This window comes from Caballeronia sp. ATUFL_M2_KS44 (genome assembly GCF_023630965.1).
Lineage (GTDB): Bacteria > Pseudomonadota > Gammaproteobacteria > Burkholderiales > Burkholderiaceae > Caballeronia > Caballeronia concitans.
In genome coordinates this window covers 16,202-42,922 of record NZ_JALQEA010000047.1, presented here as the reverse complement: position 1 = coordinate 42,922, position 26,721 = coordinate 16,202, and the positions used below count along the sequence as shown (strand labels likewise).

Annotated in this window: 26 protein-coding genes; 21 read left to right on the top strand and 5 right to left on the bottom strand. The window is 62.3% G+C overall.

Annotation, left to right across the window (positions count from 1 at the left end):
- Nucleotides 1-10: 10 nt before the first annotated feature.
- Both NCR39_RS19750 and NCR39_RS19745 read right to left on the bottom strand, forming a co-directional pair.
- Nucleotides 11-1,099, bottom strand: coding sequence for a GlxA family transcriptional regulator (locus NCR39_RS19750; protein WP_250453783.1), 1,089 nt, complete (start codon nucleotides 1,097-1,099; stop codon nucleotides 11-13).
- A 118-nt stretch (nucleotides 1,100-1,217) separates the two neighbouring features.
- Nucleotides 1,218-1,532, bottom strand: coding sequence for a hypothetical protein (locus tag NCR39_RS19745; RefSeq protein WP_250453782.1), 315 nt, complete (start codon nucleotides 1,530-1,532; stop codon nucleotides 1,218-1,220).
- 309 nt (nucleotides 1,533-1,841) lie between these two features.
- Here NCR39_RS19745 and NCR39_RS19740 point away from each other — a divergent pair, with 309 nt between their 5' ends.
- From NCR39_RS19740 to NCR39_RS19700, 9 genes are all read left to right on the top strand, one after another.
- Nucleotides 1,842-3,236 carry an L-serine ammonia-lyase gene (locus NCR39_RS19740; RefSeq protein ID WP_250453781.1) on the top strand — a complete coding sequence of 465 codons (1,395 nt, stop codon included), beginning with the start codon at nucleotides 1,842-1,844 and terminating at the stop codon, nucleotides 3,234-3,236.
- A 28-nt stretch (nucleotides 3,237-3,264) separates the two neighbouring features.
- On the top strand, nucleotides 3,265-4,509 hold the full coding sequence (locus tag NCR39_RS19735; protein WP_250453780.1) for a sarcosine oxidase subunit beta family protein: 1,245 nt from the start codon (nucleotides 3,265-3,267) through the stop codon (nucleotides 4,507-4,509).
- A gap of 13 nt (nucleotides 4,510-4,522) precedes the next feature.
- Nucleotides 4,523-4,822 (top strand): sarcosine oxidase subunit delta, encoded by a 300-nt coding sequence (locus NCR39_RS19730; protein WP_040050562.1) that lies wholly within the window; start codon nucleotides 4,523-4,525, stop codon nucleotides 4,820-4,822.
- Nucleotides 4,819-7,821, top strand: coding sequence for a sarcosine oxidase subunit alpha family protein (locus NCR39_RS19725; RefSeq protein ID WP_250453779.1), 3,003 nt, complete (start codon nucleotides 4,819-4,821; stop codon nucleotides 7,819-7,821). The genes NCR39_RS19730 and NCR39_RS19725 overlap by 4 nt, the downstream gene beginning before the upstream one ends.
- Complete coding sequence (locus NCR39_RS19720; protein ID WP_250453778.1) at nucleotides 7,811-8,464, top strand: sarcosine oxidase subunit gamma; 654 nt, start codon at nucleotides 7,811-7,813, stop codon at nucleotides 8,462-8,464. The genes NCR39_RS19725 and NCR39_RS19720 overlap by 11 nt, the downstream gene beginning before the upstream one ends.
- Complete coding sequence (locus tag NCR39_RS19715) at nucleotides 8,461-8,889, top strand: dihydroneopterin aldolase (protein WP_250453777.1); 429 nt, start codon at nucleotides 8,461-8,463, stop codon at nucleotides 8,887-8,889. Before NCR39_RS19720 ends, NCR39_RS19715 begins: the two co-directional genes overlap by 4 nt.
- Complete coding sequence (locus NCR39_RS19710) at nucleotides 8,886-9,149, top strand: hypothetical protein (RefSeq protein WP_250453776.1); 264 nt, start codon at nucleotides 8,886-8,888, stop codon at nucleotides 9,147-9,149. Before NCR39_RS19715 ends, NCR39_RS19710 begins: the two co-directional genes overlap by 4 nt.
- Before the next feature lie 234 nt (nucleotides 9,150-9,383).
- On the top strand, nucleotides 9,384-11,180 hold the full coding sequence (locus tag NCR39_RS19705) for a ShlB/FhaC/HecB family hemolysin secretion/activation protein (protein WP_250453775.1): 1,797 nt from the start codon (nucleotides 9,384-9,386) through the stop codon (nucleotides 11,178-11,180).
- A 174-nt stretch (nucleotides 11,181-11,354) separates the two neighbouring features.
- Nucleotides 11,355-11,639: a hypothetical protein gene (locus tag NCR39_RS19700; protein WP_250453774.1), complete on the top strand. Its 285-nt coding sequence runs from the start codon at nucleotides 11,355-11,357 to the stop codon at nucleotides 11,637-11,639.
- A gap of 82 nt (nucleotides 11,640-11,721) precedes the next feature.
- Here NCR39_RS19700 and NCR39_RS19695 read toward each other — a convergent pair whose 3' ends face one another.
- A complete protein-coding gene (locus NCR39_RS19695; protein WP_250453773.1) occupies nucleotides 11,722-12,156 on the bottom strand; it encodes a VOC family protein in 435 nt (144 codons plus the stop codon).
- A gap of 124 nt (nucleotides 12,157-12,280) precedes the next feature.
- Between NCR39_RS19695 and NCR39_RS19690 the strand changes: the two genes are divergently transcribed.
- The 4 genes from NCR39_RS19690 to NCR39_RS19675 all read left to right on the top strand — a co-directional run bounded on the left by NCR39_RS19690 (nucleotide 12,281) and on the right by NCR39_RS19675 (nucleotide 16,659).
- Nucleotides 12,281-13,207, top strand: coding sequence for a LysR family transcriptional regulator (locus tag NCR39_RS19690; protein ID WP_250453772.1), 927 nt, complete (start codon nucleotides 12,281-12,283; stop codon nucleotides 13,205-13,207).
- 50 nt (nucleotides 13,208-13,257) lie between these two features.
- Entirely contained in the window at nucleotides 13,258-14,334 is a 1,077-nt protein-coding gene (locus tag NCR39_RS19685) for an FUSC family protein (RefSeq protein ID WP_250453771.1), read from the top strand.
- 99 nt (nucleotides 14,335-14,433) lie between these two features.
- Nucleotides 14,434-16,245, top strand: coding sequence for an alkaline phosphatase D family protein (locus tag NCR39_RS19680; RefSeq protein ID WP_250453770.1), 1,812 nt, complete (start codon nucleotides 14,434-14,436; stop codon nucleotides 16,243-16,245).
- A gap of 177 nt (nucleotides 16,246-16,422) precedes the next feature.
- Nucleotides 16,423-16,659, top strand: coding sequence for a hypothetical protein (locus tag NCR39_RS19675; RefSeq protein WP_250453769.1), 237 nt, complete (start codon nucleotides 16,423-16,425; stop codon nucleotides 16,657-16,659).
- Between the two features lie 39 nt (nucleotides 16,660-16,698).
- Here the strand turns inward: NCR39_RS19675 and NCR39_RS19670 are convergent, their stop codons facing one another.
- Nucleotides 16,699-18,222 (bottom strand): MDR family MFS transporter, encoded by a 1,524-nt coding sequence (locus NCR39_RS19670; RefSeq protein ID WP_250453768.1) that lies wholly within the window; start codon nucleotides 18,220-18,222, stop codon nucleotides 16,699-16,701.
- Between the two features lie 294 nt (nucleotides 18,223-18,516).
- On the opposite strand from NCR39_RS19670, the gene NCR39_RS19665 reads away from it, so the two are divergent.
- Nucleotides 18,517-19,872 (top strand): sensor histidine kinase, encoded by a 1,356-nt coding sequence (locus NCR39_RS19665; RefSeq protein WP_250453767.1) that lies wholly within the window; start codon nucleotides 18,517-18,519, stop codon nucleotides 19,870-19,872.
- A 105-nt stretch (nucleotides 19,873-19,977) separates the two neighbouring features.
- Entirely contained in the window at nucleotides 19,978-20,661 is a 684-nt protein-coding gene (locus tag NCR39_RS19660) for a response regulator transcription factor (protein WP_250453766.1), read from the top strand.
- A gap of 7 nt (nucleotides 20,662-20,668) precedes the next feature.
- On the opposite strand, the gene NCR39_RS19655 is transcribed toward NCR39_RS19660, so the two are convergent.
- Nucleotides 20,669-20,866, bottom strand: coding sequence for a DUF3563 family protein (locus tag NCR39_RS19655; protein ID WP_250453765.1), 198 nt, complete (start codon nucleotides 20,864-20,866; stop codon nucleotides 20,669-20,671).
- 255 nt (nucleotides 20,867-21,121) lie between these two features.
- On the opposite strand from NCR39_RS19655, the gene NCR39_RS19650 reads away from it, so the two are divergent.
- From NCR39_RS19650 to NCR39_RS19625, 6 genes are all read left to right on the top strand, one after another.
- Complete coding sequence (locus tag NCR39_RS19650; RefSeq protein WP_250453764.1) at nucleotides 21,122-21,487, top strand: hypothetical protein; 366 nt, start codon at nucleotides 21,122-21,124, stop codon at nucleotides 21,485-21,487.
- A 94-nt stretch (nucleotides 21,488-21,581) separates the two neighbouring features.
- Nucleotides 21,582-22,772 carry a DNA polymerase IV gene (gene dinB, locus NCR39_RS19645; RefSeq protein WP_250453763.1) on the top strand — a complete coding sequence of 397 codons (1,191 nt, stop codon included), beginning with the start codon at nucleotides 21,582-21,584 and terminating at the stop codon, nucleotides 22,770-22,772.
- 106 nt (nucleotides 22,773-22,878) lie between these two features.
- A complete protein-coding gene (locus NCR39_RS19640) occupies nucleotides 22,879-23,778 on the top strand; it encodes a TauD/TfdA dioxygenase family protein (RefSeq protein WP_502800248.1) in 900 nt (299 codons plus the stop codon).
- 36 nt (nucleotides 23,779-23,814) lie between these two features.
- Nucleotides 23,815-24,837: an ABC transporter substrate-binding protein gene (locus NCR39_RS19635; RefSeq protein WP_250453762.1), complete on the top strand. Its 1,023-nt coding sequence runs from the start codon at nucleotides 23,815-23,817 to the stop codon at nucleotides 24,835-24,837.
- Nucleotides 24,838-24,947: 110 nt separating this feature from the next.
- A complete protein-coding gene (locus NCR39_RS19630) occupies nucleotides 24,948-25,772 on the top strand; it encodes an ABC transporter ATP-binding protein (RefSeq protein WP_250453761.1) in 825 nt (274 codons plus the stop codon).
- Complete coding sequence (locus tag NCR39_RS19625; protein ID WP_250453760.1) at nucleotides 25,769-26,647, top strand: ABC transporter permease; 879 nt, start codon at nucleotides 25,769-25,771, stop codon at nucleotides 26,645-26,647. The genes NCR39_RS19630 and NCR39_RS19625 overlap by 4 nt, the downstream gene beginning before the upstream one ends.
- The last annotated feature ends 74 nt before the right edge of the window (nucleotides 26,648-26,721 follow it).

Here is a 26,721-nt window from a genome sequence, read left to right as displayed (position 1 = left end):
GACAGATGCGCTAGATCGCCTGCGCGCGGCCGGGGAAAGTTTCGTCGTAGTCCATTGCGTGATGCACTTCTTCTGCGTCCTGCGCGCCGCGCTGCTCGCGATACATCATCGGCGGCAGGCCGAACTGCTTGCGGAATTCGCGGCCCAGATGCGATGCATCGGAGAAGCCGCAACTCGATGCGATGTCGGCTACCGTCTTGTCCGAACTCGTCAGCAGCCACGCGGCCGTGCGCAAACGCACCTGCTTCGCGTACGCTTGCGGCGCCTTGCCCGTCTCCGCCTTGAAGAGACGTTCGAGCTGACGCGTCGACATGTCGAGCTTGTGCGCGAGTTCATCGAGGGATAACGAGCGGCCGACGTGCTGCTCCATCAGCAGGATCGCACGCTTGACCTTCGGATGCGTGGCGGGCGCGAGACCCGGCGGATGCGGTTGCGGCGCGTTGCCCTTTTGCATGTCGTCGACGAGCAGAATGCGCAGCGCCTTCTGCACCGTCGCGGTTTCGAAGTGACGCAGCAGAATGGCGGCGGCCACGTCGATGGAAGCGCGCCCGCCCGAGCATGTGATGCGCCTTCTGTCGATCACGAAGAGCCGGTCCGCGACGAGCATCTGCTCATCGGCCCGCGGAAAGCGCTCGACGAAATCCCAGTAATGGAACCAGCTCACGCACACGCGATGACCGTCGAGCACGCCCGCGCGCATCAGCGTGAAGACGCCCGTGCACATGCCGACGATGGTCGCTTCCGCAGCGGCGGCGCGGCGGATGAACTGCAGCGTGGCGTCGCTCGCGGATGGTCCCGAATGCAACAGGCCGCCGACCACGACGACGTAATCGAACGGCTCCGCGTTCTCGAACGTTTCCCACGGCGTGATCTGAATGCCGCAACTGGCGCGCACGGGCGCGAGCGTTTCGCCGATCACGCTCCACGAGCAGCGCACGGGGCGGCTGAAATCGCCTTCGTCGGCGGAGAGTCGCAGCAGATCGACGAAGCCGGAGAACGCGGTCAGCGTGAAGTTCGGCAACAGCACGATGCCGAAGCGAATACGCGATTTCGATTGGCCGTCGATGGAGAGCGGCGGAAGTGACTCGGCGGGGTTCATGCGCGTGAATTGCGGCGGCTGGAATTATGCAGCGAGCATAACACCGGCCGCGCATCGCGCGAGCATGATCGGAATGAGGGACGCCACGCTTGCAGACGTGGCGTGAGGACAGCGGAATTCAGGCGCCGAGCACGGCGAACGCCCACGAGAACACGCCGCCGATGAGCGCGCCCGTCGAACGGCCGAGCAGACTCGCGATGGTGTAGTCGCCCCAGCGTTGTTCGACTTCCGCCTGCAACACGCCGAAGTAGCGCAGCACGGGACCGAGCGAGCACACGACGACGAGCGCGGCCCACACGGGCGCTTCTCGCGTGAGCAGGCGTTCGGGCGAAAGGATGCCTAAAGCCTGAAGCACGCCGACGACACCGGCGCCGACGACGAACGCGAAAACCCAGGACTTGAAGAACTGATCGGGAAGGGCGTGACTTTCCATTGCTGCAAACCGTTGAACGAGGGAAATCGGGGAAGAGAGGCGTGTTCCGGCGGCCTCTCGCGACCTAGGGAATATACCGAGGCGCACCCGTTCAGCCTTTCAGAGCAATCTCAAAAAACTCCCGATTTCCAACGAAACTGCGCAGCAATGCGTCGTGCGAAGCGTGCGAAAAAGCGCGCTGACGCCGCCATCCCATTTCCATGCCGTTTTTGTTCTATCAGCCGGAATTGCGGTTTGGTGCAATGAGGCCATGTCGTGATCGGGCGATGACCGGCCACGCATGCGAACCGCCAACCCTGAGGGCACGCCATGAATGTCAGCGTTTTCGATCTGTTCAAGATCGGCATCGGTCCTTCCAGCTCGCATACCGTCGGGCCGATGATCGCGGCATGCCGCTTTGCATCGCATATCGAGGACGCGAATCTGCTTGCGTTCGTCACGCGCGTGCGGATCGAACTGTTCGGCTCGCTCGGTGCGACCGGCAAGGGCCACGGCACCGACAAGGCCGTGCTGCTCGGTCTCGAAGGCAATCTGCCCGATCTGATCGATCCGGACGTGATCGCGCCGCGCCTGAAAGAGATTCGCGAGAAGCGGTGCCTGATGCTGCTCGGCAAGCACGCGATTGCGTTCGACGAGCGCGAGCATATCGGCTTCTATCGCAAGCTGATGCCGGGCGCGGCGGGATCGAGCATCGTGCATCCGAACGGCATGCGCTTTCAGGCGTTCGACGAACACGGCCAGTTGCTCGTCGAGAAAGAGTATTACTCGATCGGCGGCGGCTTCGTGGTGAATCGCGAAGGCGATCGCGTGAACGGCGTGCGTGCGGGCGCGAACGTGCCGTATCCGTTTCGCACCGGCGACGATCTCATGCGCATCTGCCGGGAGACAGGTCTGTCTATCGCCGATATCGCGATGAAGAATGAATGCGCGAATCGCAGCGAACAGGACGTGCGCGAAGGCATGCTCGCCGTGTGGCGCGTGATGGCCGCATGCGTCGAGCGCGGCTGCAAGGAACGCGGCGAATTGCCCGGCCCGATGCACGTGAAGCGCCGCGCAGCGGACCTGTCCGCGCAACTGCGTTCGCGTTCCGAAGAGTCGCTGCGCGATCCGTTGTCGATGCTCGACTGGGTCAACCTCTACGCGATGGCCGTCAACGAAGAGAACGCATCGGGCGGACGCGTGGTCACCGCGCCGACGAACGGTGCGGCCGGCGTGATCCCCGCCGTGCTGCATTACTACGTCAAGTTCATGCACGGCGCGAACGATGAAGGCATCGTGCGCTTTCTTCTGACGGCAGCGGCCATCGGCATCATCTACAAGGAAACGGCGTCGATCTCGGGCGCGGAAGTGGGCTGTCAGGGCGAAGTGGGCGTCGCGTGCTCGATGGCCGCCGCCGCGCTCGCCGCCGTCATGGGCGGCACGCCCGCGCAAGTGGAAAACGCCGCTGAAATAGGCATGGAACACAACCTCGGCATGACGTGCGATCCCGTCGGCGGCCTCGTGCAGATTCCCTGCATCGAACGCAACGCAATGGGCGCGATCAAGGCGATCAACGCTGCGCGCATGGCGATGAAGGGCGACGGCACGCATTACGTGTCGCTCGATTCCGTCATCAAGACGATGCGCGAAACCGGCGCGGACATGAAGACGAAATACAAGGAGACGTCGCGCGGCGGGCTGGCCGTGAACGTCATCGAGTGCTGAAACACCGCTACGAAACAAGGGAAACACCATGAGCCGCTATTCGATATTCAGCCTGCTGCGCAACGGCATGTCGTATCACGAGAACTGGGAGCGCCAGTGGCGCAGTCCCGAGCCCAAGCGCGAATACGACGTGGTGATCGTCGGCGGCGGCGGGCATGGTCTCGCGACTGCGTATTACCTCGCGAAGGAACATGGCATCACGAACGTCGCGATTCTCGAGAAGGGATGGATTGGCGGCGGCAACACGGCGCGCAATACGACCATCGTTCGATCCAACTATCTGTGGGACGAATCCGCCGCGCTGTACGAGAAAGCGATGAAGCTGTGGGAAGGGCTTTCGCAAGACCTCAACTACAACGTGATGTTCAGCCAGCGCGGCGTGATGAACCTCGCGCATACGCTGCAGGACGTGCGCGATACCGAGCGCCGCGTGAACGCGAACCGTCTCAACGGCGTCGATGCCGAGTTCCTCACGCCCGCGCAGATCAAGGAAATCGAGCCGACCATCAACCTGAATAGCCGCTATCCGGTGCTGGGCGCATCCATTCAGCGGCGCGGCGGCGTCGCGCGTCACGATGCGGTCGCGTGGGGCTTCGCGCGCGGCGCGGACCAGGCGGGCGTCGACATCATCCAGAACTGTCAGGTGGTGGGCATTCGTCGCGACGGCGACCGCGTGACCGGCGTCGATACGACCAAAGGCCATATCAAGGCGAAGAAGGTCGCGATCGTCGCGGCAGGCAACACGACGACGCTCGCGGACATGGCCGGCGTGCGCCTTCCGCTCGAAAGCCATCCGTTGCAGGCGCTGGTGTCCGAGCCGATCAAGCCGGTGGTCAACACCGTCGTCATGTCGAACGCGGTGCATGCGTATATCAGCCAGTCCGACAAGGGCGATCTCGTGATCGGCGCGGGCGTCGATCAGTACACGGGCTTCGGGCAGCGCGGCAGCTTTCACATCATCGAAGGCACGCTGGAAGCGATCGTCGAGATGTTCCCCGTGTTCTCGCGCGTGCGCATGAACCGGCAGTGGGGCGGCATCGTGGATGTGTCGCCGGATGCGTGCCCGATCATCAGCAAGACCGACGTGAAGGGCCTGTATTTCAATTGCGGATGGGGCACGGGCGGCTTCAAGGCGACGCCCGGTTCCGGCTGGGCGTATGCGCACACCATCGCGAAGGACGAGCCGCATGCGTTGAATGCGCCGTTCTCGCTGGATCGTTTCTATACCGGCCATTTGATCGACGAACACGGCGCTGCTGCCGTTGCGCACTGAAGGGAGAGGACACATGTTGCTGATCGAATGCCCCTGGTGCGGGCCGCGCGCCGAAACCGAATTCTCCTGCGGCGGCGAAGCGGATATCGCGCGCCCGCTGGATACCGACAAGCTCACCGACAAGGAATGGGGCGACTATCTTTTCATGCGACGCAATCCGCGCGGCGTGCATCGCGAGCAATGGATGCATGCGCAAGGCTGCCGCCGCTGGTTCAAGGTGCAGCGCGACACGGTGAGCTATGAGATTCAGGGCTACGAGACGTTCGACCGTCCGCTGGCTGCAATGGACAACAAGGAAGGAGCGTCGAAATGAGCCAGAAAGACCGACTCGCCACGGGCGGGCGCATCAATCGCGCCATCGCGCTGACGTTCACGTTCAACGGCAAGACGTATCAGGGCTTTCAGGGCGACACGCTCGCCTCCGCGCTGCTCGCGAACGGACAGCACTTCGTCGCGCGTAGCTGGAAGTATCACCGGCCGCGCGGCATCGTGACGGCGGGCGTCGAAGAGCCGAATGCCGTCGTGCAGCTCGAAAAAGGCGCTTATACCGTGCCGAATGCGCGGGCGACGGAAGTCGAGTTGTATCAGGGACTCGTCGCGGAGAGCGTGAACGCGAAGCCGAACATCGAGAACGATCGCATGGCGGTCAATCAGAAGATCGCGCGCTTCATTCCGGCGGGCTTCTACTACAAGACGTTCATGTGGCCGCGCAAGATGTGGCCGAAGTACGAAGAAGTGATTCGCGATGCAGCCGGTCTCGGCAAGGCGCCCGAACAGCGCGATGCCGACCGCTACGACAAGTGCTTCGCGCATTGCGACGTGCTCGTGGTCGGCGGCGGACCGTCGGGGCTTGCGGCTGCGTATGCGGCGGGTTTGTCGGGCGCGCGCGTGATGCTCGTCGACGATCAGCCGGAACTCGGCGGCTCGCTCTTGTCTTGCCGCGCGGAAATCGATGGCAAGTCCGCGCTGCAATGGGTGCAGAAAGTCGAAGCCGAATTGCGAAAAATGCCTGACGTGAAGATACTTTCGCGCAGCACGGCGTTCGGCTATCAGGACCACAACCTCGTCACGGTGACGCAGCGTCTCACTGAACATCTGCCTGTGTCGATGCGCAAGGGCACGCGCGAACAGATGTGGAAAGTGCGTGCGAAGCGCGTGATTCTCGCGACGGGCGCGCACGAGCGACCCATCGTGTTCGGCAATAACGATCTGCCCGGCGTGATGCTGGCATCGGCGGTATCGACGTATCTGCATCGCTATGCGGTGCTGCCGGGCCGCAACGCAGTCGTGTTCACCAACAACGACGACGCGTATCAATGCGCGCTCGATCTCAAGGCAGCAGGCGCGAACGTGACGGTCGTCGATCCGCGTCCGATGGAATCGAAAGGCGCCTTGCCCGCGGCCGCGCGGCGCTACGGCGTGCGCGTGCTCAACGATGCGGTCGTGACCGCGGCGCACGGCAAGCTGCGCGTGTCGTCGGTGGAAGTGGCCGCGTATTCGAAGGGACAGGTCGGCGCGAAGCAAACGGACCTGCCGTGCGATCTCGTCGCGATGTCGGGCGGATGGAGCCCCGTGCTGCATCTCTTCGCGCAATCGGGCGGCAAGGCGCACTGGCACGACGAGAAAGCGTGCTTCGTGCCCGGCAAGGCGATGCAGGCCGAAAGCAGTGTCGGCGCATGCGCGGGCGAATTCACGCTGGCGCGCGGCATTCGCTTCGGTCTCGATGCAGGCGCGGAAGCAGCGCGCGCGGCAGGGCACATCGTCGCGCGGCCGGAAGCGGTGAAGGTGGCTGAAATCGCGGAAGCGCCGTTGATGCCGCTGTGGATCGTCGGCGGACGCGAGCTTGCCACGCGCGGTCCGAAGCAGTTCGTCGATTTCCAGAACGACGTATCCGCCGCCGACATCTATCTCGCGGCGCGCGAAGGCTTCGAATCCGTCGAGCACGTGAAGCGTTATACGGCGATGGGCTTCGGCACCGATCAGGGCAAGCTCGGCAACATCAACGGCATGGCGATTCTTGCGCAAGCGCTCGGCAAGACCATTCCCGAGACGGGCACGACCACGTTCCGTCCGAACTACACGCCGGTGACGTTCGGCACGTTCGCGGGCCGCGAGCTGGGCGAGTTTCTCGATCCGGTGCGCAAGACCGCCATCCACGAATGGCACGTGCAGAACGGCGCGATGTTCGAGGACGTCGGCAACTGGAAGCGGCCGTGGTACTACCCGCGCGGCAACGAGGACATGCACGCGGCGGTCGCGCGCGAGTCGCTCGCGGTGCGCGAAAGCGTCGGCATTCTCGATGCATCGACGCTCGGCAAGATCGACATTCAAGGCCCCGATGCGGCCAAGCTGCTCAACTGGGTCTATACGAATCCGTGGAGCAAGCTCGAAGTAGGCAAGTGCCGTTATGGCCTGATGCTCGATGAGAACGGCATGATCTTCGACGATGGCGTCACCGTGCGCCTCGCCGAACACCACTACATGATGACGACGACCACCGGCGGCGCGGCGCGCGTGCTCACGTGGCTCGAACGCTGGCTGCAGACCGAATGGCCCGACATGCGCGTGCGCCTCGCATCGGTGACGGATCATTGGGCGACCTTCGCCGTCGTCGGTCCGAACAGCCGCAAGGTGCTGCAGAAGGTGTGTCAGGACATCGACTTCGCCAATGGCGCGTTCCCGTTCATGAGCTATCGCGATGGCACGGTGGCGGGTGCATCGGCGCGTGTGATGCGCATCAGCTTCTCGGGCGAGCTGGCCTACGAAGTGAACGTGCCGGCGAACGTGGGCCGCGCGGTATGGGAAGCGCTGATGGAAGCGGGCGCGGAATTCGACATCACGCCTTACGGCACGGAAACGATGCACGTGCTGCGCGCGGAGAAGGGCTACATCATCGTCGGACAGGACACGGACGGCTCGATGACGCCGTACGACCTCGGCATGGGCGGGCTCGTCGCGAAGTCGAAGGACTTCATCGGCAAGCGTTCGCTCACGCGCTCGGATACCGCGAAGGCGGGACGCAAGCAGTTCGTCGGCTTGCTCACGGACGATCCGTCGTTCGTGCTGCCCGAAGGCGCGCAGATCGTCGCGGGTCCGTTCCAGGGCGATACCGCGCCGATGCTCGGGCATGTCACGTCGAGTTACTTCAGCCCTGTTTTAAAGCGTTCGATTGCGTTGGCCGTCGTGAAGGGCGGGCTCGACAAGATCGGCGAATCGGTCACGATCCCGCTTGCGGGCGGCAAGCAGATCAACGCAAAGATCACCAGTTCGGTGTTCTACGACAGCGAAGGAGCACGTCAGCATGTTGAATGAAACCAGAGGTTCCTCGACTGTCGTGGATCGCGTGACGGTCGGGCAGGGCGTGTGGCAAGAGTCGCCGCTCGTGGGCGCGGATGCGTCGATGAAGGCGCATCAGGCGGGCGCATCGAAGGCGTTTCGCCTGACGGAGCGTCCATTCCTGCAGCTCGTGAACGTGCGTGGCGATACGCGCGACGCGGCCTTCGTGCAAGCGGTGCAGAGCGTGATCGGCTGTGCGCCGCCCGAGAGGCCGAACACCATCGCGAAGGGCAACGGCTACGACATGCTGTGGCTCGGCCCGGACGAATGGCTCGTGGTGTCGGAAGCCGCGCACGATGCATCGCGCGCCGCGCCGCTCGAAGCGCGTTTGCGCGATGCCTTCGCGGGCGCGTTTGCATCGGCGGTGGATATCGGCAGCGGCTACACGGTGCTCGATATCGACGGACCGCGCACGCGCGATGTGCTGTCGCGCGGCTGCCCGCTCGACCTGCATCCGAAGATGTTCGGCGCGGGACAGTGTGCGCAGAGCCATTACTTCAAGGCGTCGATCACGCTGGTGCCGCTCGGTGCAGATCGCTTCGAGATCATCGTGCGCCGCAGCTTCGCGGATTACTTCGTGAAGATCATGCTCGATGCAGCCGAGCCGTTGTTGTCGTGAAGCCGTTCGAGCCTTTCCATGCGGGCGGCCGGGGCTGGCGCGTCGTCGTCGATGAACTCGTCGTGATGACGCGCATCGGGCTGTATGAGCACGAGCATCGTGCGCCGCAGCCCGTGTCCATCGATGCGAGCCTGCGCTATCGTGACATGCCGAGCGAAGCGCGGCTCATCGATTACGAGGCGTGGTGCAATCGCGTGACCGCGTATCTGCAGGACAAGCCGCATACGCGCCTGCTCGAAACGCTCGCGGTGGAGATCGCCGCGTTGTCCTTCGATGAATGGCCCGCGCTGGATGCGCTCACGCTCAGCCTGCACAAGCCGAAGATTCGCGAAGGCACGAAGAGGCGCGCGCTCGAACTGGACTGGAATCGTTCGGATTACGATGCATTGTGCGCGAATCGGGCGATGGCCGCGTCGAGCGCATGAACGCATCGCGCGATACGGCGGCGCGTTTGTCCGAGCGCGCATGCAAGGGCCATGACGCGCATGCGGCGCTCGCGCTGCTCGATCGCAGCATCGCGCTGAAACACAGGCGCATTGCGCTGATTCGCTATTTGCATGCGCAATATCTCGATGCGCCGCTCGAAACGCATCATCATGAATACGTGAAGGGCATTGCAGCGAAGCTGAGCGTCGATGCGTTGATGCGCATTGCCGCCGCCGCGCGTGCGCGTTACGACGCGTGAGCCTTTAGGCGGCGCGCCGTCGCGCACGGTACGCACGCCGCGCGCAACCAAATATCACACCTACCCACAAATCACATCCCGCCTCGGAACGGCTCAAAACTAAAATGCCGTCTCCTAGCGGCGAATCGCGAGCCTTTCGCATGTGAGACGCCAGAGCGTCAACCCGGACCGCAGCCACGCGCGCATCATCGCGTGCCTGCCGCGTCAGCATCATCGATCACATCCATCAGCACTATGAAGTCAACCATGAGGCTCGCGGCGTTGCCGCTGGCAGCCTTCGTATCGTTCGCGGTTCACGCCCAACAGTCGCCGTCCCCAGCCGATCAAGCCGCCGCCGCGCGCGCCAATGCCATCCAGAATCAGCAGATTCAGCAACAACGCGACGCCGAGCAACGCGAAGCCGCCACGCAAGCGCCGGTCGTGCGCTCCAGCGTGCCCGGCGACGGCGGCTTTCCCGCGCTTCCTGCGGAAACGCCGTGCTTTCGTATCGATACATTCGCGCTCGATGTGCCATCGACGTTGCCCGATGCCGTGCGTGAGAAGGGCGCATCCGCGTTGCCGCTCGATCGTTTCGCATTCGCGCGCGAATGGCTCGATCATTACAAGGGACAGTGTGTCGGCAAGGAAGGCGTCAACGCGTTGACGAAGGGCCTGCAACAGGCCATTCTCAGCCGCGGGCTGGTCACGACGCGCGTGCTCTTGCCGCAACAGGATCTTTCGACGGGAACGCTGCAGGTCGCGCTCGTGCCGGGCGTCATTCATGCGCTGCGCTTCGAGCAATCCGATACGTCCGGCTCGTGGAAATCCGCGTTTCCCGCGCGCGCCGGCGACGTGCTGAACCTGCGCGAACTGGAGCAAGGCGTCGAGCAGATGAAGCGCGTATCCAGTCAGGATGCCGAAATGAAAATCGAGCCGACGAGCACGCCGGGTGAAAGCGATGTCGTCATTGTCGTGAAGCGCTCGAAGCCCTGGAGCATCGTTGCTTCAGTCGACAACTCGGGCAGCCGCGCAACGGGCAAGCTGCAAGGGAACGTGGGCATCGGCATCGACAATCCGCTCGGGCTCAACGACATCTTCAGCGCGGGCGCGAGCCAGGACTTGTATCTGCACGATCACGCGCGCGGCTCGCACGGTTTCAACGGCTCGTATTCGGTTCCGTGGGGCTACTGGACCGCATCGGTTTTCGGCAACACGAACACGTACTATCAGCACATCGCGGGCATCAATCAGACGTTCGTCTCGAGCGGCAACGCGCAGACGGCTGGCATCAAACTGCAACGCGTGTTGTCGCGCGGTCAGAGCGACGTGCTCGGAAGCTACGTGCAACTGTCGCGGCGCTTTGGCGAGAGCTTCATCGACGATACGTCCATCACGCTCCAGAACCGCAACAACACGTTCTTCGAAGCGGGACTGACCGACCGTCATTACTTCGGCCGCGCGCAGTTCGATGGCACGCTCGCGTATCGGCAAGGCATCGGCGCATTCGGTGCAAAGCCGGACCCGCATATCGACGACGATCCGAACATCGCGCCGACACCGGCCACGGCGCCCGCAAGCCCGACGTATCGCTTTCATATGGCCGTCGCCGATATGAACCTCTCGATGCCGTTCGCGATAGGCCAGCACAACTTCCGCTACGTGGGCACGGTGCACGCGCAATATACGAACGACAGCCTCTATTACATCGACGATCTCACCATCGGCAGCCGCTATACGGTGCGCGGTTTCGACGGCGAACAGATGCTGGCCGGCGAGCGCGGCTTCTATTGGCGCAACGAGTTGCAGGCGATGATCGGGCAGTCGGGCCAGTCGTTTTACGCGGGCATCGATTATGGCCGCGTATTCGGGCCGAATACGGCGTTTCTCGCCGGGACGCAGCTCGTGGGCGCGGTGATCGGCCTGCGCGGCGGCGTGCCGTCGAAGTATGCGGGCTTCAGCTACGACGTATTCGCGGGTACGCCGATCTACAAGCCGTCGGCGTTGTCGACGTCGCGCATCACGGTCGGGTTCCAGATGACGGCGCAATTCTGACGCGCGCGCCATGCGTCACCGTTTCGTCAGACCGTGGCACGTCGCGTGCTCCAGACCGAATGCGACGAGCCGCTGCGTGCAAAGCCGCGGCGGCCGGCATGCAGAACAATGCACGAATCGCATCTGCAAACTTATTGCAACCGCTGACAGAACCGCTAACAGGAGTCATTGGACATGAAACGTATCGCTCTCTCGTGCGCTGCTGGCGCATTTGCTCTCGTCTGTGCATCCGCGTTTGCACAGGACAACCCGCCGAGCTCGTCGACGGGCCTGCAGGCCGGGGACAACGCGCAGACCACGACTCAGGGTCCGGGCACGTCGCACAAGTCTTCGCATTCGAAGAAGTCGCACGGCAGCCATACGTCGTCGATGAAGACCGGACCTTCGACGGCGCCGACCGGCACCGCGACGCCGAGCGGCCCGGGCGCACCGGTCAGCGCAAGCGGCTCCGGTCAGTAAGCCTTGACTTCACAGTTGTAAAAACGGGACGCTCACGAGCGTCCCGTTTTCTTTATGCGCCTTCATGCAACGGCGCGAGCCTTCATTTCGCAAACAGCGACGCCATGTTCGCAAATGCCTTGATTTCGACGGCATTGCCCGACGGATCGAGGAAAAACATCGTCGCCTGCTCGCCGACTTCGCCCTTGAAGCGAATATGCGGCTCGATGATGAAGCGCGTCCCCGCAGCCTTCAGCTTCTCCGCCAGCGCCTCCCACTGCGGAATGGACAGCACCGCGCCGAAGTGACGTACCGGCACGGCGTCGCCATCGACGGCGCTCGTCGAGCGATGCCCGACTTCATCGGGCGCGAGATGCGCGACGATCTGATGCCCGTAGAAATTGAAATCGACCCATTCGTTCGAACTGCGGCCTTCGGGGCAGCCGAGCAGATCGCCATAAAACGCGCGCGCGGCGGCGAGACTATGTACGGGAAACGCGAGATGAAACGGCGGCATGACGTCGTGCGGGGTGCTCATGTGGGTGGTCCTCGTTTGCGCTTTAGCGAAAGAAGTGAATCGAGGCCTCGATTGTATTGATGAATAAATCTGGTGAAAAACGATATATTTCGACTGTCACCATCAATAAAATCGATGCATTCCCATGCTGCGCGAACTCACTACTTTCATTGCCGTTGCGCGATACGGCACGTTTGCGGGCGCGGGCGCGCAGATCGGTCTCACGCAATCGGCGGTCAGCGCGCAGATGCAGCGGCTCGAAGCACATCTCGGCTTTGCGCTCTTCGATCGCACGGGCCGCTCCGCGACGCTCAACAAAGCCGGCCGCCGCACGCTCGAACTCGCCGATGAACTCATCGCGCTATACGCGCGGCTTGCCGAACCCGAAGGCGAGGACGGAGGCAGCGGCACGCTCGGCGTAGGCGCGATCGCATCGGCGCATGCAGCGCTTTTGCCCGACGCCATCGCCGAGTTTCGACGCATGTTGCCCGCGTGGCGCATCCGGCTCGTGCCGGGCGTATCGCTCAATCTGCTTGCACAAGTCGATGCCGGCGAAACGGACATGGCCGTCATCATTCGTCCGCCGTTCTCGTTGCCCTCGGAATTGCAATGGCGCACGCTCGTCGCCGAACCCTTCGTGCTGCTCGCACCCGCTGCGAAAAAGCGCATCGCCTGGCGCGAACTGATCGAAACGCAACCGTTCATTCGCTATGACCGCCGCTCGTTCGGCGGCCGGCAAGTCGATGTGTTTCTGCGCAAGAAGCGCATCGATGTGCGCGATGCAATCGAGGTCGACGAGTTGCAGGGCATCGCGCAATTCGTCGCGCGCGGCTTGGGCGTGGCGCTGCTGCCGAAGTCGGCGGGCATCGGTGCGTGGCCGCGTGGCGCGGTGGCGCTCGATCTCGGCGACGATACGTTTCATCGCGAGATCGGTCTCGTCGAGCGTGTGCGGCGCGGCCGTCACGATGCAGCGACGCGTCTTGCGGACTGCATCGTCGATGCAGCGGCGCATGAGGCGAGTGGCTTGCAAGCGGCATCACGCCAACGCGCAACGCACAAAAAGACCGCCTAGAATGCGTTGCAGGCGCATGCGAATCCATCCATCACGCGAGGCCGATTGCGATGAACGACCGGCAATACTCGGGCACGCACACCATGTCCGCCATGCTCGCGTGGCTCGAACGCGTCGATCCGGGCACGCATCGGCGCATCAAGGGCTTGCGGCTTGTCACGGCATACGGACTCGCGGCGGCTATCGGCACCTTGCATGACGTCACGCGCGATGTGCCCGCGAGCGTATCCGTCGGCGCGCTTGCAGGGACGTTCGCGCTATGGGCGAGCGTGTCGGAAGCGCGCACGACGCGCGCGAAGTCGAGCCGCGATATCGCCATCTTCTGCGCAGCCGCCGCGTTCGGTGCGTTGACGTTCGTGTTGTTCGCGCCGTTGTTTCGCGAACTCGGGCGCGGCGGCGCGGAGTTGATACTCGTGCCGGGCGCGTTTCTCGCGGGCTATCTGAAGCGCTTCGGCGTGACGGGCGCGGGCATCGGCTCGCAGTTCTATATCGGCCAGCTCGTGGCTTATGCGACGAATCTCGCGCGCATGGATGCGTGGGCGATCGTGCTTGCATTGTTCATCGCGATGCTCGCCGCGATCGTCCCGCGTCTCTTGAGCGGGCCGGCGGAACATCCCGTGGTGCTGCCGGCGCTCGCTTCCGAATCGGCATATGGCAGGCACGCGGTATCGCCCGCATTCGCAATGGGCTTGCAGGCCGCGAGCGGCGCGCTCGTCGTGGTAATGCTCAATGCTGCGTTCGGCATTGCCGAATCCGTGTGGGCGATGACGGCCTGCGTGTATGTCGTCGCGACCTCGGCGGTCGGCACGGCCGAGCGCGTGCGGCGGCGCATCTACGGCACGCTGGTCGGCGTGCCTATCGGTTTGATCTGCCTGCCGCTTGCGGAACATGCGCCGCTCGTCGTCTGGTCGATGGCCGCGTTCGCCATGATCGTCTTTTCGATGGCCACGCCGGACCGCTATGACATTGCATGCGGTGCGTTCGCCTTCGCGCTCATCGTGACGCTTGCCGCGAGCGGCGTGCATTCGGTGCCGCTGCTCGCGGCGCGTGCTTGGGAAACCTTGCTGGGCGGCGCGCTCGGCCTTATATCGGCGAGAGTGATTTTTCCGCTGAGAGCAGTGCAATAACGCAAATAAAGCGAACGTTCGATGCTTCGCTTCGATCGCCGCCTTTCTTGACACCGTCATGCGCGGTTTGTAGCTTGTAAGGAACCTGAGGAGGCTCGTATGGATCGCCGCCGGTTCCTGTCCCTGTCCGCGTTCTATACCGTTGCAGCGGCGTCGGGCACGCTCACAGCTTGTCATCATTCGAGCGACGACGATAACGGCAGCAGCACGCCACCGCCGCCGCCCACAGGCGCTTATGCGTTCGCACAAGGCGTCGCGAGCGGCGATCCCCGCGATACGTCCGTTGTGCTGTGGACGCGTTGTGTCGCCAATGGAAGCAACGCTACGCAGCCTGTCGCGCTCACGCTGCAAGTGTCGCCGCTTGCCGATTTCTCGCAACTCGCCGCGAGCGTGCCGTTGAGCGCGGTGGCCGACTACGACTTCACGGTGCGCACGAAGATCACGGGGCTGACCGCGAAGACGACTTACTATTACCGCTTCATCGCGGGCAGCGACGTCAGTGCAACGGGCACGACGCGCACCGCGCCCGTCGCGAACGATGCAGTCGCGCAACTGCGCTTCGCATGGTTCACCTGTCAGAACTGGAACGCGAACCACTGGCAAGCCATGACGTTGATGGCTGCGGAAACGGATCTCGACTTCGTCGTGCACGTAGGCGACTATATCTACGAAACGGTGGGCACACCGATCGAGACCAACGCGTCCGAACCCGCGCATACGCCGATCACCTTGCCCGATGGACTGCCGCTCGCGGGCGGCGGCGTCTATGCAAACACGCTTGCCGATTACCGCACGCTTTATCGCACGTATCGCGGCGATGCGCGCTTGCAGACGGTTCACGCGCGCTTTCCGGTGATCGCCATCTGGGACGATCATGAATTCACCGACGATTGCTGGCAGGATCATCAAACCTACACGAACGCCAACCTGCAACAGACCGCGCGCCGCCGCAATGCGAATCAGGCGTGGGCCGAATATCTGCCGGTGGATTGGGGCGACGTGTCGTTCGATCTGAACAACGCGAACTACGACAACATCCGCATTTATCGCGACTTTCACTTCGGTTCGCTGCTGCATCTCGTGATGACCGACGAGCGGCTCTATCGCGACGATCACGTCGTCAGCGAAGCGGCCATCGCGCAGGCGCTCGGGCACGATCCGGTGAACGGCAACGACCTCGTCGGCTCGCGTTACTTCGTGCCGCAACAGGTGCTCGCGCAGTTCGAGGCGCTCGATACGCAGCGTCTCGGCCGTGTGCCGTCGATGCTCGGCCCCGTGCAGACGCAATGGTGGAAGGACACGCTGAAGGCATCGACCGCGACGTGGAAGGTGTGGGGCAACGAAGTGATGCTGAACCGCATGTGGCTCGACTTGCGATCGATTGCGCCCGCACCGGACAACGCCGTGTTCGTGCTCGACTGCGATGCGTGGGACGGCTATCCATCGCACAAGGCCGATCTCACTTCGTTCGTGAAGGCGCAGGGCATCACGAACGTGATCGCGATCACCGGCGATCTTCACGCGTTCCAGGCGGGCATCGTGCGAGACGTGCCCGATCCCGCGACCGGCACGCCCGTCATCATCGATCTGATGGTCGCGGGCATCAGCAGCCGGCCGTTCTTTCAGGACGTCGCGACTTACTCGGCGGGCATGCCGCTCGCGTCGCTCATCAATTCGTCGAGCGTGCTCGATAACTTCGTCATGCAGAACAATCCGGACATGCTGTATTCGGATCTCGACGGCCTGGGCTATGCATCGGCGACGGTCACGCCCGGCCAGTTCGTCGCGATCTTCAACAAGGTGAAGGGACTGAACCCGGATCGCACTGCGCCACAGGACGCGCTGGCCAAGCGCACGCGTCTGACCATCAACGCGGGAGCGGTATCGATAGGCGTCGAAGACAACGTCTGAACGCGCAAAGCGCTTCATTCACGAAGCGCTCATCCATCCATTCTTATCCGCGCTTCTGGGGGGATTTCAACGACAAGGCACGCACGTAGACTGCGTGCACATTTCGGAAGGTCGCTTGCTGAACTTCGTGCAATGAGGCCGATGAAGTGGATCATTGAACCCCTCAGGAGCACGATCATGATCAGGAAACTCGGCGGCATCATCTTCGTTGCGGCTTCGCTTGCCGCGTCTTATGCACTCGCGAGCGGTTATGGCCCCGCGCCGCATTACATGCCTTCGAGCGGCGCGCCCGCGTCGCAGCAGGGCATGAACACACAGACTATCGCAGCCGATGAAGCCGCGACGCAAAACAGCAACGATGCGAGCGTGTCCAAAGACAAGCAGGACAGCCCGCTCGTTCAGGCGCAGGACTAACGGCGCCTGAATGAGAAAGGCATCGGCGCTGGAGCATGCTCAAGCGTCGATGCCGATATGTCTTTCCGCGCTCGTGCCTTTCACGGGATCGACTGTTTCGACGGTCTCACGCGCACGACCCAATTCCACAGCGGGCATGAAGAGCATCGATATGACCGCGCCGATGGCGATCACGAACATCGACGTGAACGTCAGATGCAACGCGTGATGCAAGGCAAGCCGTATCTCTGTGTTCGCGGAAAAATTGCCGGGTACGGCGGTCAGCAATTGCTTCAACTGATCCGCGCTCACTGAGGGCAAGCCGCTCGCATGCGTGAGCCCGTAGTTCTGCACCGCGCCGAAGACGGCCGCACCGAGTGTGTTGCCGAGATTGCGCGCAAAGAGATTCGATGCCGTCGCGCTGCCGCGCTCTGACAGCTTCACGATTTCCTGAATGAGGATGAGGCACGACACGCTCAGCACGCCCATGCCGAAGCCCATGACAGCGGACCCTATGCCCGCGAGCACGGGACTCGATTGCGGCGTCAGCAATACGAACGGAATCGCGCCGAGCGGGATGAACACCGTACCGCCGATAAGCAGACGACGCAGCCCGATGCGGCTGAACGTGCGCGACGTGAAGGTCGCGCCGCTGGGCCAGCCGACCATCATCATCGTCAGCGTGAAGCCCGCTTCCACAGGCGAGCGATGCATCACGCCCTGCACGTACATCGGCAGGAACGTGGTCAGGCCCATGAGGGCCATGCCGGCGAGCAGCGTCGCCGCGTTGCCGGCCGCGATCGGGCGATGCGCCCATAAGCCGAACGAGATCATCGGATCAGCAGCGCGCCGTTCCTGCAACACGAAGAGCACGCTCGCCACGACGAACACGGCCACTTCCACGCCGACGCGCGCGTTGTTCGCGCTGCCCGCGTCGGTGAGCGCCATCATCAGCGAAGCAACGGCTGCCGTGAAAAGACAGGCGCCCGCAATGTCGATAGCCGGGCGTTCGTGACGTTTCTCTTCATGCAGGAACATCACGAAGAGCAGCGCGGCGAGCACGCCGATCGGCACGTTGATCCAGAAGATCCACGCCCACGACAGATGACGGATGAGCAGCCCGCCGACCATCGGTCCGAGCACGGCGGACACGGCCCACACGCTCGCGAGATAACCCTGCACCTTGCCGCGTTCTCTTGCCGGATAGAGATCGCCGACGACGGTGAGCGCAACGGGCAGGATCGCGCCCGCGCCGACGCCTTGTATCAGGCGAAAGACGATCATCGCGGGCATCGACCAGGCGAAGCCTGCGAGCACCGAGCCGATCAGAAAGATGGCGATGCCGACGAGTATCGCGGGCTTGCGGCCAAAGAGATCGGCGAGCTTGCCGAACACGACGGTCAGCGCCGTCTGTGTCAGCAGGAACGACGAGAACACCCAGCTATAGAGATTGAGTCCACCGAGCTGCGTGGCGATTTGCGGCATCGCGGTAGAGACGATGGTCGCTTCGATCGCGACCATCGCCATGGACGCCATCACGGCAGCGATGACGAGGGGACGCTGGGTCTGCTTGAGCTGCGGCATGCGAGTGAGTTTTTATCTGGCTGCAGCGGCATTGGCGCGAGAGTCCGCCGCTAAAGGACACGCAATGGTATCCCGGTACGCGAAACGCTGCTTGCGTGCCCTCATTCTTTCCTCATTCTCGTGCGCTAGGCTGGGCTTGGCATTTTCTCGAACCTTGCGCGTCTATTGCGCCGGGACCCGCGCATTTTTTTAGTGTATTGATCGATTCCAATGCCGTCCTTCCGCCTCAAGCCGCGAAGCAGAAACAGCCACGCAAGCGGCTCGCCCTCATTGTTGACGACGCTGCGGACTCACATGATCAAATCGCTCAGAAACCAATTGGTCGTCGCGCTGGGATTGCTCGTGAGCGTGATCGGCATCGTGCAGGGCGTGAGTTCGTATCAGTTGAGCAAGACCGGCATCAGCGCGCTGCTCGATTTGCGTCTGGAACAAGTGGCGGCGCGCATGCGCGAAGGCTTCGCGGAAGGCATTCCGCAAAATCCGGCGCGAGGCTCGCAGGATGATCGCGATATCGTCGTCGTGGTCTGGAAGGCCGGCGAGGACACGCCGTTTCGCACGACCGATCCCGCGTTGCATTTCTCTCCCGATGCGTCACCGGGCTTTTCGAACGCCGTGGTAAACAACGAAATCTGGCGCATTTTCACGCGTCAGGAGCCGACGATGACCATTCAAGTCGCGCAGCGTTCGTCCGTGCGCCGCGCGCTTGCCGAAGCCAGCGCAACGAAGACGCTCTGGCCTATCGCCGTGCTGTTGCCGCTCATGTGGACTGCGGTTGCGCTCGTCGTGCAGCGCTCGTTGCGCCCGCTCAAACGACTCGGCAACGAAGTGCAGGCCATCGATACCGGTCATCTCAAGCCGCTGCCTATTGTCGGCGTGCCTGCGGAAATCGCACCATTCATTCATTCGATCAATACGATGATCGAGCGTCTGGCGAGGTCAATCGAAAGCGAGCGCAAATTCATTGCGGATGCCGCGCACGAATTGCGCACGCCATTAACGGCGCTTCAGCTTCAGGCCGATAATCTCGCGCCGCATATTGCGCCCGGAAATAAGGAGCGATTCCGTGAATTGCGACGCGGCATTGCGCGCAGCGGCAGTCTCATCACGCAACTCTTGCGCCTCGCACGCGCGGATGCGCCGATGAACAGCGACGCGATGGTGCGCGTGGACATGGCCACTGTCGTCAGGGACGCCATCGCGGACGTATTGCCGATTGCCTTTCAGCGCGGCCTCGATGTCGGCGCGGAAGAAATGGTGGACGCTCACGTGCGCGCGGTGGAAGCGGACATCGGCATGGCGGTGATGAATTTGCTTTCCAATGCGGTGCGCTATACGCCCGATGAAGGAACGATCGATGTGCGCATGCGTCGCGATCACGACAAGGTGTGGATCGAAATCATCGATACAGGCCCCGGCATCGCGGAAGAACTATTGCCTCGCGTGTTCGACCGCTTCTTTCGCGCGAATGCGGATATAGAGGGAAGCGGGCTCGGATTATCGATCGTGAAAGCTATTGCCATTCGCTACCACGGCGAAGTGACGCTGCGCAATCGTGACGACGGCCGCTCGGGAATCGTCGCGTCGATAGGCTTTCCCGTCGATGAAAGCGCTGATCTCTCCCCAACAGAAAACACTGCCGCAACCGCGTGAGTGCCGTCTAAAATTCATTCGCCACGCGGCGCGATATCGTTAAAAGACCGGTCGTGCATATTTATCGCCTCGCGCTCGAACTCACTGCGGTGTGCGAGGTGGAGCATGCGAATTCTTCTGATCGAAGACGACGTGCAAATCGGCACGAGCCTGATGCGCGCACTCAAGGACGCGGACTACGCCGTCGATTGGGTACGCGACGGCAATGCGGGCCGCAAGGCGATGGACGCCGCCGAATACACCGTCGTGCTGCTGGATCTCGGCTTGCCGGGCATGACGGGCATCGAGTTGTTGCGACAGGCGCGCACCGCCGGCAACGCAACGCCCGTGCTGATTCTCACTGCACGCGATGACCTCGACACGCGCGTGCAAGGCCTCGATCTCGGCGCGGACGATTATCTGCTGAAGCCATTCGACATGCCCGAGTTGCTTGCGCGAATTCGCGCGGTATTGCGCAGGAAAGCGGGATACGCGGTATCGCGTCTGGGCGACGAATCCATCAATCTCAATCTCGACCAACGCACGCTCACATGCGGCGAGACTTCCGGCGTGCTCTCGGCGCGTGAGTTCGCGCTGATGCACGCGTTGATGGAACGCCCCGGCACTATTTTCTCGCGCGACCAACTGGAAGACCGTCTCTATGGCTGGGGCAAGGAAGTGGAAAGCAACGCCGTGGACGTGCTTATTCATTCGGTGCGCAAGAAATTCGGCGCGGGCGTGATTCGCAACGTGCGCGGCCTTGGCTGGACCGTCATGCTCGGGCAGGCCGGCCGCGACGAAGCGAAATAGCGGCGCATCAAAAGCGGGGCGCATCGTCGCGCGAATCCATCGAACCGCAAAAGGGCAGCGTGTAGCGGGGCGCTTCGTTTTCTACGTGGCGCATGCGGCGCTCGAGATCCGCAAGATCAGACGATGAAGCGAAATACGCGTCTGTTGAAGCGTCGTGCCGTGAAAAAATCAATTCACCAAGAGACTTCGAGATTCGTTCGAACATGATGGACTCCGTCGCTAAAGAATCACTCAGAACGACGTGCCCGCTTGCTCAGTCGTGTTCAAACGGCCGTCGATGCAAATCAGATTGAGCCCCGAGAATTAGCGGCCAGTGAGCGCGGCCAAGCGTTCGTCAACGCACGATGTCGCTTCATCGGAGCACTGCCGCGCCGCACCATCACGTGCTATCTTGTTTCAATACGAACGTAAGCGCGTGCTTCAGCACCGCTCGTCGAAACGTCTTTCGTGAAATGCCGCCATGAACGATGTGCCTCGTACTCTCAGTGCCCGAGATCGCGTCGAATTGCTCTGCTGGCTCACGTGCGGCAGCCTCGGCGCGTTCTATCTCAACGGCGACTGGCCGGCGGCGGCGTTTCATGTGCAGGCGGCGCATAAATGGCTCGACCGGCATGGACGGCTTGCGGACTGGCTGACGGTCGCGAAGCTCGCGGCCATCGCGCGCGAACTCGCCACGCGTCATTGCGCACTGCTCGAAGCAGATTGGGCGCGTGATGCCGTGGAAGAAATTCTCGATAGCGAAGACCTCAACTATCAATCCGGCGTCGTGAGGCAGGTGTTCGACGATTGCCGCCGCGCGCTCGCGGAGAAGCGTACACCGGAATAAAGCGCGCACGGCGCACTGGCGCAAATGACTGTATGGATGTACAGTAAGCGCGTTTTTTTCCTTTGCTGCTTGCGCCCTAAGCCTTTAGCCGTCGATGATCGCTTCAAGCTCGACACCCGCTACGCATCCGCCCAAACGTATTGCGCATCTCGACATGGACGCGTTCTTCGCATCCGTGGAATTGCTGCGCTATCCGGAATTGCGCGGGCAGCCGGTCGTCGTGGGCGGCGGACGCAACGCCATGCCGGAGACGCTTCCTGACGGTACGCGCCGCTTCGCACGCTTGCGCGATTACGCGGGCCGGGGCGTGGTGACTACATCCACGTATGAGGCGCGCAAATTCGGCGTCTTTTCCGCCATGGGCATGATGAAGGCCGCGCAACTCGCGCCCGACGCCATTCTTCTGCCGACCGATTTCGATTCATACCGCCACTACTCGCGCCTCTTCAAAGCGGCAGTCGCGACCTTCACGACGCAAATAGAAAATCGCGGCATCGACGAGATTTATATCGACGTAAGCGACCTGGACGGAGATTCCGCCGATATCGGCAAGCGCATGAAAAATGCCGTCTACGAAGCGACGGGACTGACATGCTCCATTTGCATCGCGCCGAACAAGCTGCTCGCGAAAATCGGCTCTGAGCTTGACAAGCCCGATGGTCTCACCATTCTCACGATGAATGACCTGTCCACGCGCATCTGGCCGCTTGCCGCGCGCAAGGTGAACGGCATCGGGCCGAAGGCAAACGAGAAGCTGGCGGCGCTCGGCATCGTCACGGTCGGCGATATTGCCGCTGCGGACCTCGGGTTCTTGCAGACGCATTTCGGCCCGACCTATGCGGCATGGCTTGCACGCATCGCGCAGGGACAGGACGATCGCCCGGTCGTCGTGAGTTCCACGCCTAAGTCGATGAGCCGCGAAACCACCTTCGAGCGCGATCTTCATCCGAAGCATGACCGCGCGACCTTGTCCGCGGCATTCACAGGCTTGTGTCAGCGCGTGGCCGACGACCTTCAGCGCAAAGCGTATGTCGGGCGCACGGTCGGCATCAAGCTGCGGTTCGATGACTTTCGCACCGTCACACGCGATCTGACGCTTCCCGTCGCCACCGCCGACGCAATCGACATTCGCCGCGCCGCGACGGAATGCCTGAAGCGCATCGTGCTAGAGAAAAGATTGCGATTGCTCGGTGTGCGCGTCAGTGCGCTGAGTGCGGCAGGCGAAGCCGATGCTGTCGTCGCGCCCGTGCAAGTGGAATTGCCATTCGACGCGCTGGAGGACTGACAGCGCGGCTTAGCGTGCGGATGCATAACCAAATCGCGGATCGTTGTTTGCCCGCGCGGCGCGGGCGGCGTAGATTGTTCGTCTATCCGCCGATTCCAATGCAACCGTGACGATTCTCTCTCCGACTCGCGACGCTTCGCACGAAGCCGTCGATTCAGGCATCACCATTCGTCCGTTCGACGGTCCGCTAGGCGCCGAAGTCATCGGCCTTGAATTATCCAGGCCGCTTTCACAAGCGGATTTCGCGCGCATTCATCGCGCGCATCTCGACTATCACGTGCTCGTGTTCCGCGATCAGCACATCACGCCCGATGAACAAATTGCGTTCAGCAAGCGCTTCGGGCCATTGCAAAGACACGTGCTGCATCAGTTCGCGCTTGGCGGGCATCCCGAAGTGCTGATCGTGTCGAACATCGTGGAGAACGGCAAGCCTATCGGCCTGGGCGATGCCGGTCACTTCTGGCATTCGGATCTGTCATACAAAGAGAAGCCCAGCCTCGGTTCGATGCTGCATGCGCAAGCGTTGCCCGCAACAGGCGGCGATACGCTCTTCGCCAATCAGCATCTCGCATGGGACACGTTGCCCGCGCATCTGAAGCAAGCGATTGAAGGGCGCAAGGCGGAGCACACGTACCTCGCCAAATACGCGGAATTGCAGAAGCGCAGTCCGTGGCGGCCCAATCTCACTGCGGAGCAGATCGCGCAAGTGAAGCCCGTCGAGCAGCCTATTGTGCGCACGCATCCGGAGACCGGGCGCAAGGCGCTGTTCGTCAGCGAGCACTTCACGACGCGCATCATCGACATGCCGGAAGACGAAAGCCGCGCATTGCTCGACGAACTCTTCGCGCATAGCGTGCAGCCCGCGTTCGTTTATCGCCATGCATGGCGCGACCATGACATGGTGTTCTGGGACAACCGCTCGGTCATGCATCTCGCGGCAGGCACGCCGGACGATCAGCGTCGCAAGCTGTACCGCACGACCATAGAAGGCGACGCGCCTTTCTGATCACACACGAATAGTCCTTGAAATACGGGGTTTCCGATGCATTCTCGACGAGGGAAGGGCGCGTTGCGCGCGCTCGCCGCTGCGTTGGCGCTGTCGATCGGCGTGGGCGCTTCGAACGCTCATGCCGAAGGCACGCTGCGCATTGCCGAACAATATGGCGTGGTTTATCTGCTGCTCAACGTCGCGCGCGATCAGAAGTTCATCGAGCAGGAGGGCAAGAAGCAAGGCATCGATATCAAGGTGGACTGGGCGAAGCTCTCGGGCGGCGCGAGCATCAACGATGCACTGTTGTCCGGTTCCATCGATATCGCCGCGGCAGGCGTCGGGCCTTTGCTCACCATCTGGGATCGCACGCATGGCCGGCAGAATGTGAAGGGCGTGGCATCGCTCGGCAATCTGCCTTACTACCTCGTGTCGAACGATCCGCGCGTGAAGACTATCGCCGATTTCACCGATAAGGACCGCATCGCGGTGCCGGCGGTCGGCGTTTCGGTGCAGTCGCGCGTTCTGCAATTTGCAGCGGCCAAGCAATGGGGCGACAAGCAATACGATCGTCTCGACAAACTCACTCAAGCAATGCCGCATCCGGACGCGGCAGCGGCGATCATCGCGGGCGGCACGGAAATCAACGCGCATTTCGGCAATCCGCCGTTTCAGCAGCAAGAGCTTGCGGGCAATCCCAAGGCGCATATCGTATTGAATTCGTACGATGTACTCGGCGGTCCCAGTTCCGCGACGGTGCTCTACGCCACCGAGAAATTCCGCGACGCGAACCCGAAGACGTATCGCGCTTTCGTCGATGGGCTCGCCGATGCCGCGCGCTTTATCACGCAGCATCCCGAAGACGCCGCCGATATTTATCTGCGCGTGAATCAGGCGAAGATCGATCGCGGCCTGCTCTTGAAGGTCATCAAGGATCCGGCGGTGCAATTCAAGGTCGCGCCGCAGAATACCTTCGCGCTTGCGCAATTCATGCATCGCGTGGGTGCGATCAAGAACGAGCCGAAGTCGTGGCAAGACTATTTCTTTAGCGATCCGGCCACACGCGACGGCAGCTAGAGAAAGCTCAAGCACTTATCCGCGATGCTGCATTGAATATGCGCAATGATTGGTTAGCGCGCGCATCGCGGGCCGGTATCTTGGTGGTTTGATTCAAGCGCGCTGCGATCATGGCTGCCAATCCCCACTTGCTTTATCCGCTAGAAGGCGGTCAGGCCGCCGAAACGAGCGGCAAATTATTGTCCGCGCGTCACGTCACGCTCGAATACCGCACGCCGGAACGTCTCGTGCGCGCGACGCAGGACGTGAGTTTCGATGTCTATGGCGCCGATCGATTCGTCTTGCTCGGACCGTCCGGCTGCGGCAAGTCGACATTGCTCAAGGCGGTCGCGGGCTTTATCGAACCGGTATCGGGCAGCATCGAGATCGACGGCGAACGCGTGACGGGACCGGGCGCGGATCGCATCGTCGTGTTTCAGGAGTTCGATCAGCTTCCGCCGTGGAAGACGGTCTTGCAGAACGTCGCGTTTCCGTTGCGCGTGGCGCGCAAGCTGGGTCGTGCCGAAGCGCGTGAACGTGCGCTGCATTTCCTCGATAAAGTCGGCCTTGCGCGTTTCGCCGATGCCTATCCGCACACGCTGTCAGGCGGCATGAAGCAGCGCGTTGCGATTGCGCGTGCGCTTGCCATGCAGCCGCGCGTACTGTTGATGGACGAGCCGTTCGCCGCACTCGATGCGCTCACGCGCCGCCGCATGCAGGAAGAACTACTGCGTCTCTGGAGCGATGAACGCTTCACGCTGTTGTTCGTGACGCATTCGATAGAAGAGGCGCTTATCGTCGGCAATCGCATTCTGCTTTTGACGCCGCATCCGGGCCGCGTGCGCGCCGAATTGAACAGTCATCAGTATTCGCAGGAAAGCGTGGGGCGCGGTGAGTTTCAGCAAAGCGTCGCGCGTATTCATCGCCTGCTATTCGAAGAAGAGGTCGCGCGATGAGCACGCCGCAATTCATGGAGCCGCCCGTTCGGCCCGAGTTCGAAACCGTTCCGTCCACACTCGATCAGCCCTCGCACGAAGCGCCGTTGCCGCTTGCCACGCGTCTCGTCGATCGCGCATGGCTGCGCAAGACGCTCATCGCGCTCGTGTTGATCGGCATATGGGAAATCGCGGCGCGCTTCGTCGATAACGATCTGCTCTTGCCCACGTTCAGCGCGACATGCATTGCATTCGTTCAAGGCATTCTCTCGGGCGAGTTGATCGAGAAGGTCGCCATTTCCATGTCCGTGCTGCTGCGCGGTTATTTCCTCGGCGCGGCGCTTGCATTCGTGCTGACATCGCTTGCGGTTTCGACGCGCATCGGCCGCGATATTTTGTCGATGCTAACGGCGATGTTCAATCCATTACCGTCCATCGCGCTATTGCCGCTTGCCTTGCTGTGGTTCGGGCTAGGCACGGGCAGCCTGCTGTTCGTGCTCGTGCATTCGGTGTTGTGGCCGCTTGCGCTCAACACATATGCGGGCTTTCAGGCGGTGCCGGCCACCTTGCGCATGACGGGACGCAATTACGGGCTCACGGGCTTGCGGCATGTCGTGCTCATTCTGGTGCCCGCCGCGCTGCCTTCCATTCTCGCGGGCTTGCGCGTGGGCTGGGCCTTTGCGTGGCGCACATTGATCGCGGCAGAACTCGTCTTCGGCGCGAGTTCGGGCAAGGGCGGTCTTGGCTGGTACATCTTTCAGAATCGCAACGAGCTTTATACGGATCGCGTTTTCGCGGGACTTGCCGCGGTCATCGTGATCGGGCTCGCGGTCGAACATCTCGTGTTCGATACCATCGAGCGCGTCACGGTGCGGCGCTGGGGCGTTCAATCCTGACGGAGATCGCGTGGCGGCACGCATCGTGCATCGGGCGTAGGATCGTCACATTCGCCATCATCCGATGCACACCG

Bases quoted from the DNA above. Each gene is read 5' to 3' on its own strand.
- NCR39_RS19680 (WP_250453770.1), top strand. From the start codon at position 14,434: ATGGATCGCCGCCGGTTCCTGTCCCTGTCCGCGTTCTATACCGTTGCA.
- NCR39_RS19705 (WP_250453775.1), top strand. From the start codon at position 9,384: ATGAAGTCAACCATGAGGCTCGCGGCGTTGCCGCTGGCAGCCTTCGTA.
- NCR39_RS19690 (WP_250453772.1), top strand. From the start codon at position 12,281: ATGCTGCGCGAACTCACTACTTTCATTGCCGTTGCGCGATACGGCACG.
- NCR39_RS19685 (WP_250453771.1), top strand. From the start codon at position 13,258: ATGAACGACCGGCAATACTCGGGCACGCACACCATGTCCGCCATGCTC.
- NCR39_RS19725 (WP_250453779.1), top strand. From the start codon at position 4,819: ATGAGCCAGAAAGACCGACTCGCCACGGGCGGGCGCATCAATCGCGCC.
- NCR39_RS19740 (WP_250453781.1), top strand. From the start codon at position 1,842: ATGAATGTCAGCGTTTTCGATCTGTTCAAGATCGGCATCGGTCCTTCC.
- NCR39_RS19745 (WP_250453782.1), bottom strand. From the start codon at position 1,532: ATGGAAAGTCACGCCCTTCCCGATCAGTTCTTCAAGTCCTGGGTTTTC.
- NCR39_RS19730 (WP_040050562.1), top strand. From the start codon at position 4,523: ATGTTGCTGATCGAATGCCCCTGGTGCGGGCCGCGCGCCGAAACCGAA.
- NCR39_RS19665 (WP_250453767.1), top strand. From the start codon at position 18,517: ATGATCAAATCGCTCAGAAACCAATTGGTCGTCGCGCTGGGATTGCTC.
- NCR39_RS19700 (WP_250453774.1), top strand. From the start codon at position 11,355: ATGAAACGTATCGCTCTCTCGTGCGCTGCTGGCGCATTTGCTCTCGTC.
- NCR39_RS19650 (WP_250453764.1), top strand. From the start codon at position 21,122: ATGAACGATGTGCCTCGTACTCTCAGTGCCCGAGATCGCGTCGAATTG.
- NCR39_RS19735 (WP_250453780.1), top strand. From the start codon at position 3,265: ATGAGCCGCTATTCGATATTCAGCCTGCTGCGCAACGGCATGTCGTAT.
- NCR39_RS19625 (WP_250453760.1), top strand. From the start codon at position 25,769: ATGAGCACGCCGCAATTCATGGAGCCGCCCGTTCGGCCCGAGTTCGAA.
- NCR39_RS19660 (WP_250453766.1), top strand. From the start codon at position 19,978: ATGCGAATTCTTCTGATCGAAGACGACGTGCAAATCGGCACGAGCCTG.
- NCR39_RS19710 (WP_250453776.1), top strand. From the start codon at position 8,886: ATGAACGCATCGCGCGATACGGCGGCGCGTTTGTCCGAGCGCGCATGC.
- NCR39_RS19630 (WP_250453761.1), top strand. From the start codon at position 24,948: ATGGCTGCCAATCCCCACTTGCTTTATCCGCTAGAAGGCGGTCAGGCC.
- NCR39_RS19675 (WP_250453769.1), top strand. From the start codon at position 16,423: ATGATCAGGAAACTCGGCGGCATCATCTTCGTTGCGGCTTCGCTTGCC.
- NCR39_RS19635 (WP_250453762.1), top strand. From the start codon at position 23,815: ATGCATTCTCGACGAGGGAAGGGCGCGTTGCGCGCGCTCGCCGCTGCG.
- NCR39_RS19750 (WP_250453783.1), bottom strand. From the start codon at position 1,099: ATGAACCCCGCCGAGTCACTTCCGCCGCTCTCCATCGACGGCCAATCG.
- dinB (WP_250453763.1), top strand. From the start codon at position 21,582: ATGATCGCTTCAAGCTCGACACCCGCTACGCATCCGCCCAAACGTATT.
- NCR39_RS19670 (WP_250453768.1), bottom strand. From the start codon at position 18,222: ATGCCGCAGCTCAAGCAGACCCAGCGTCCCCTCGTCATCGCTGCCGTG.
- NCR39_RS19655 (WP_250453765.1), bottom strand. From the start codon at position 20,866: ATGTTCGAACGAATCTCGAAGTCTCTTGGTGAATTGATTTTTTCACGG.
- NCR39_RS19720 (WP_250453778.1), top strand. From the start codon at position 7,811: ATGTTGAATGAAACCAGAGGTTCCTCGACTGTCGTGGATCGCGTGACG.
- NCR39_RS19695 (WP_250453773.1), bottom strand. From the start codon at position 12,156: ATGAGCACCCCGCACGACGTCATGCCGCCGTTTCATCTCGCGTTTCCC.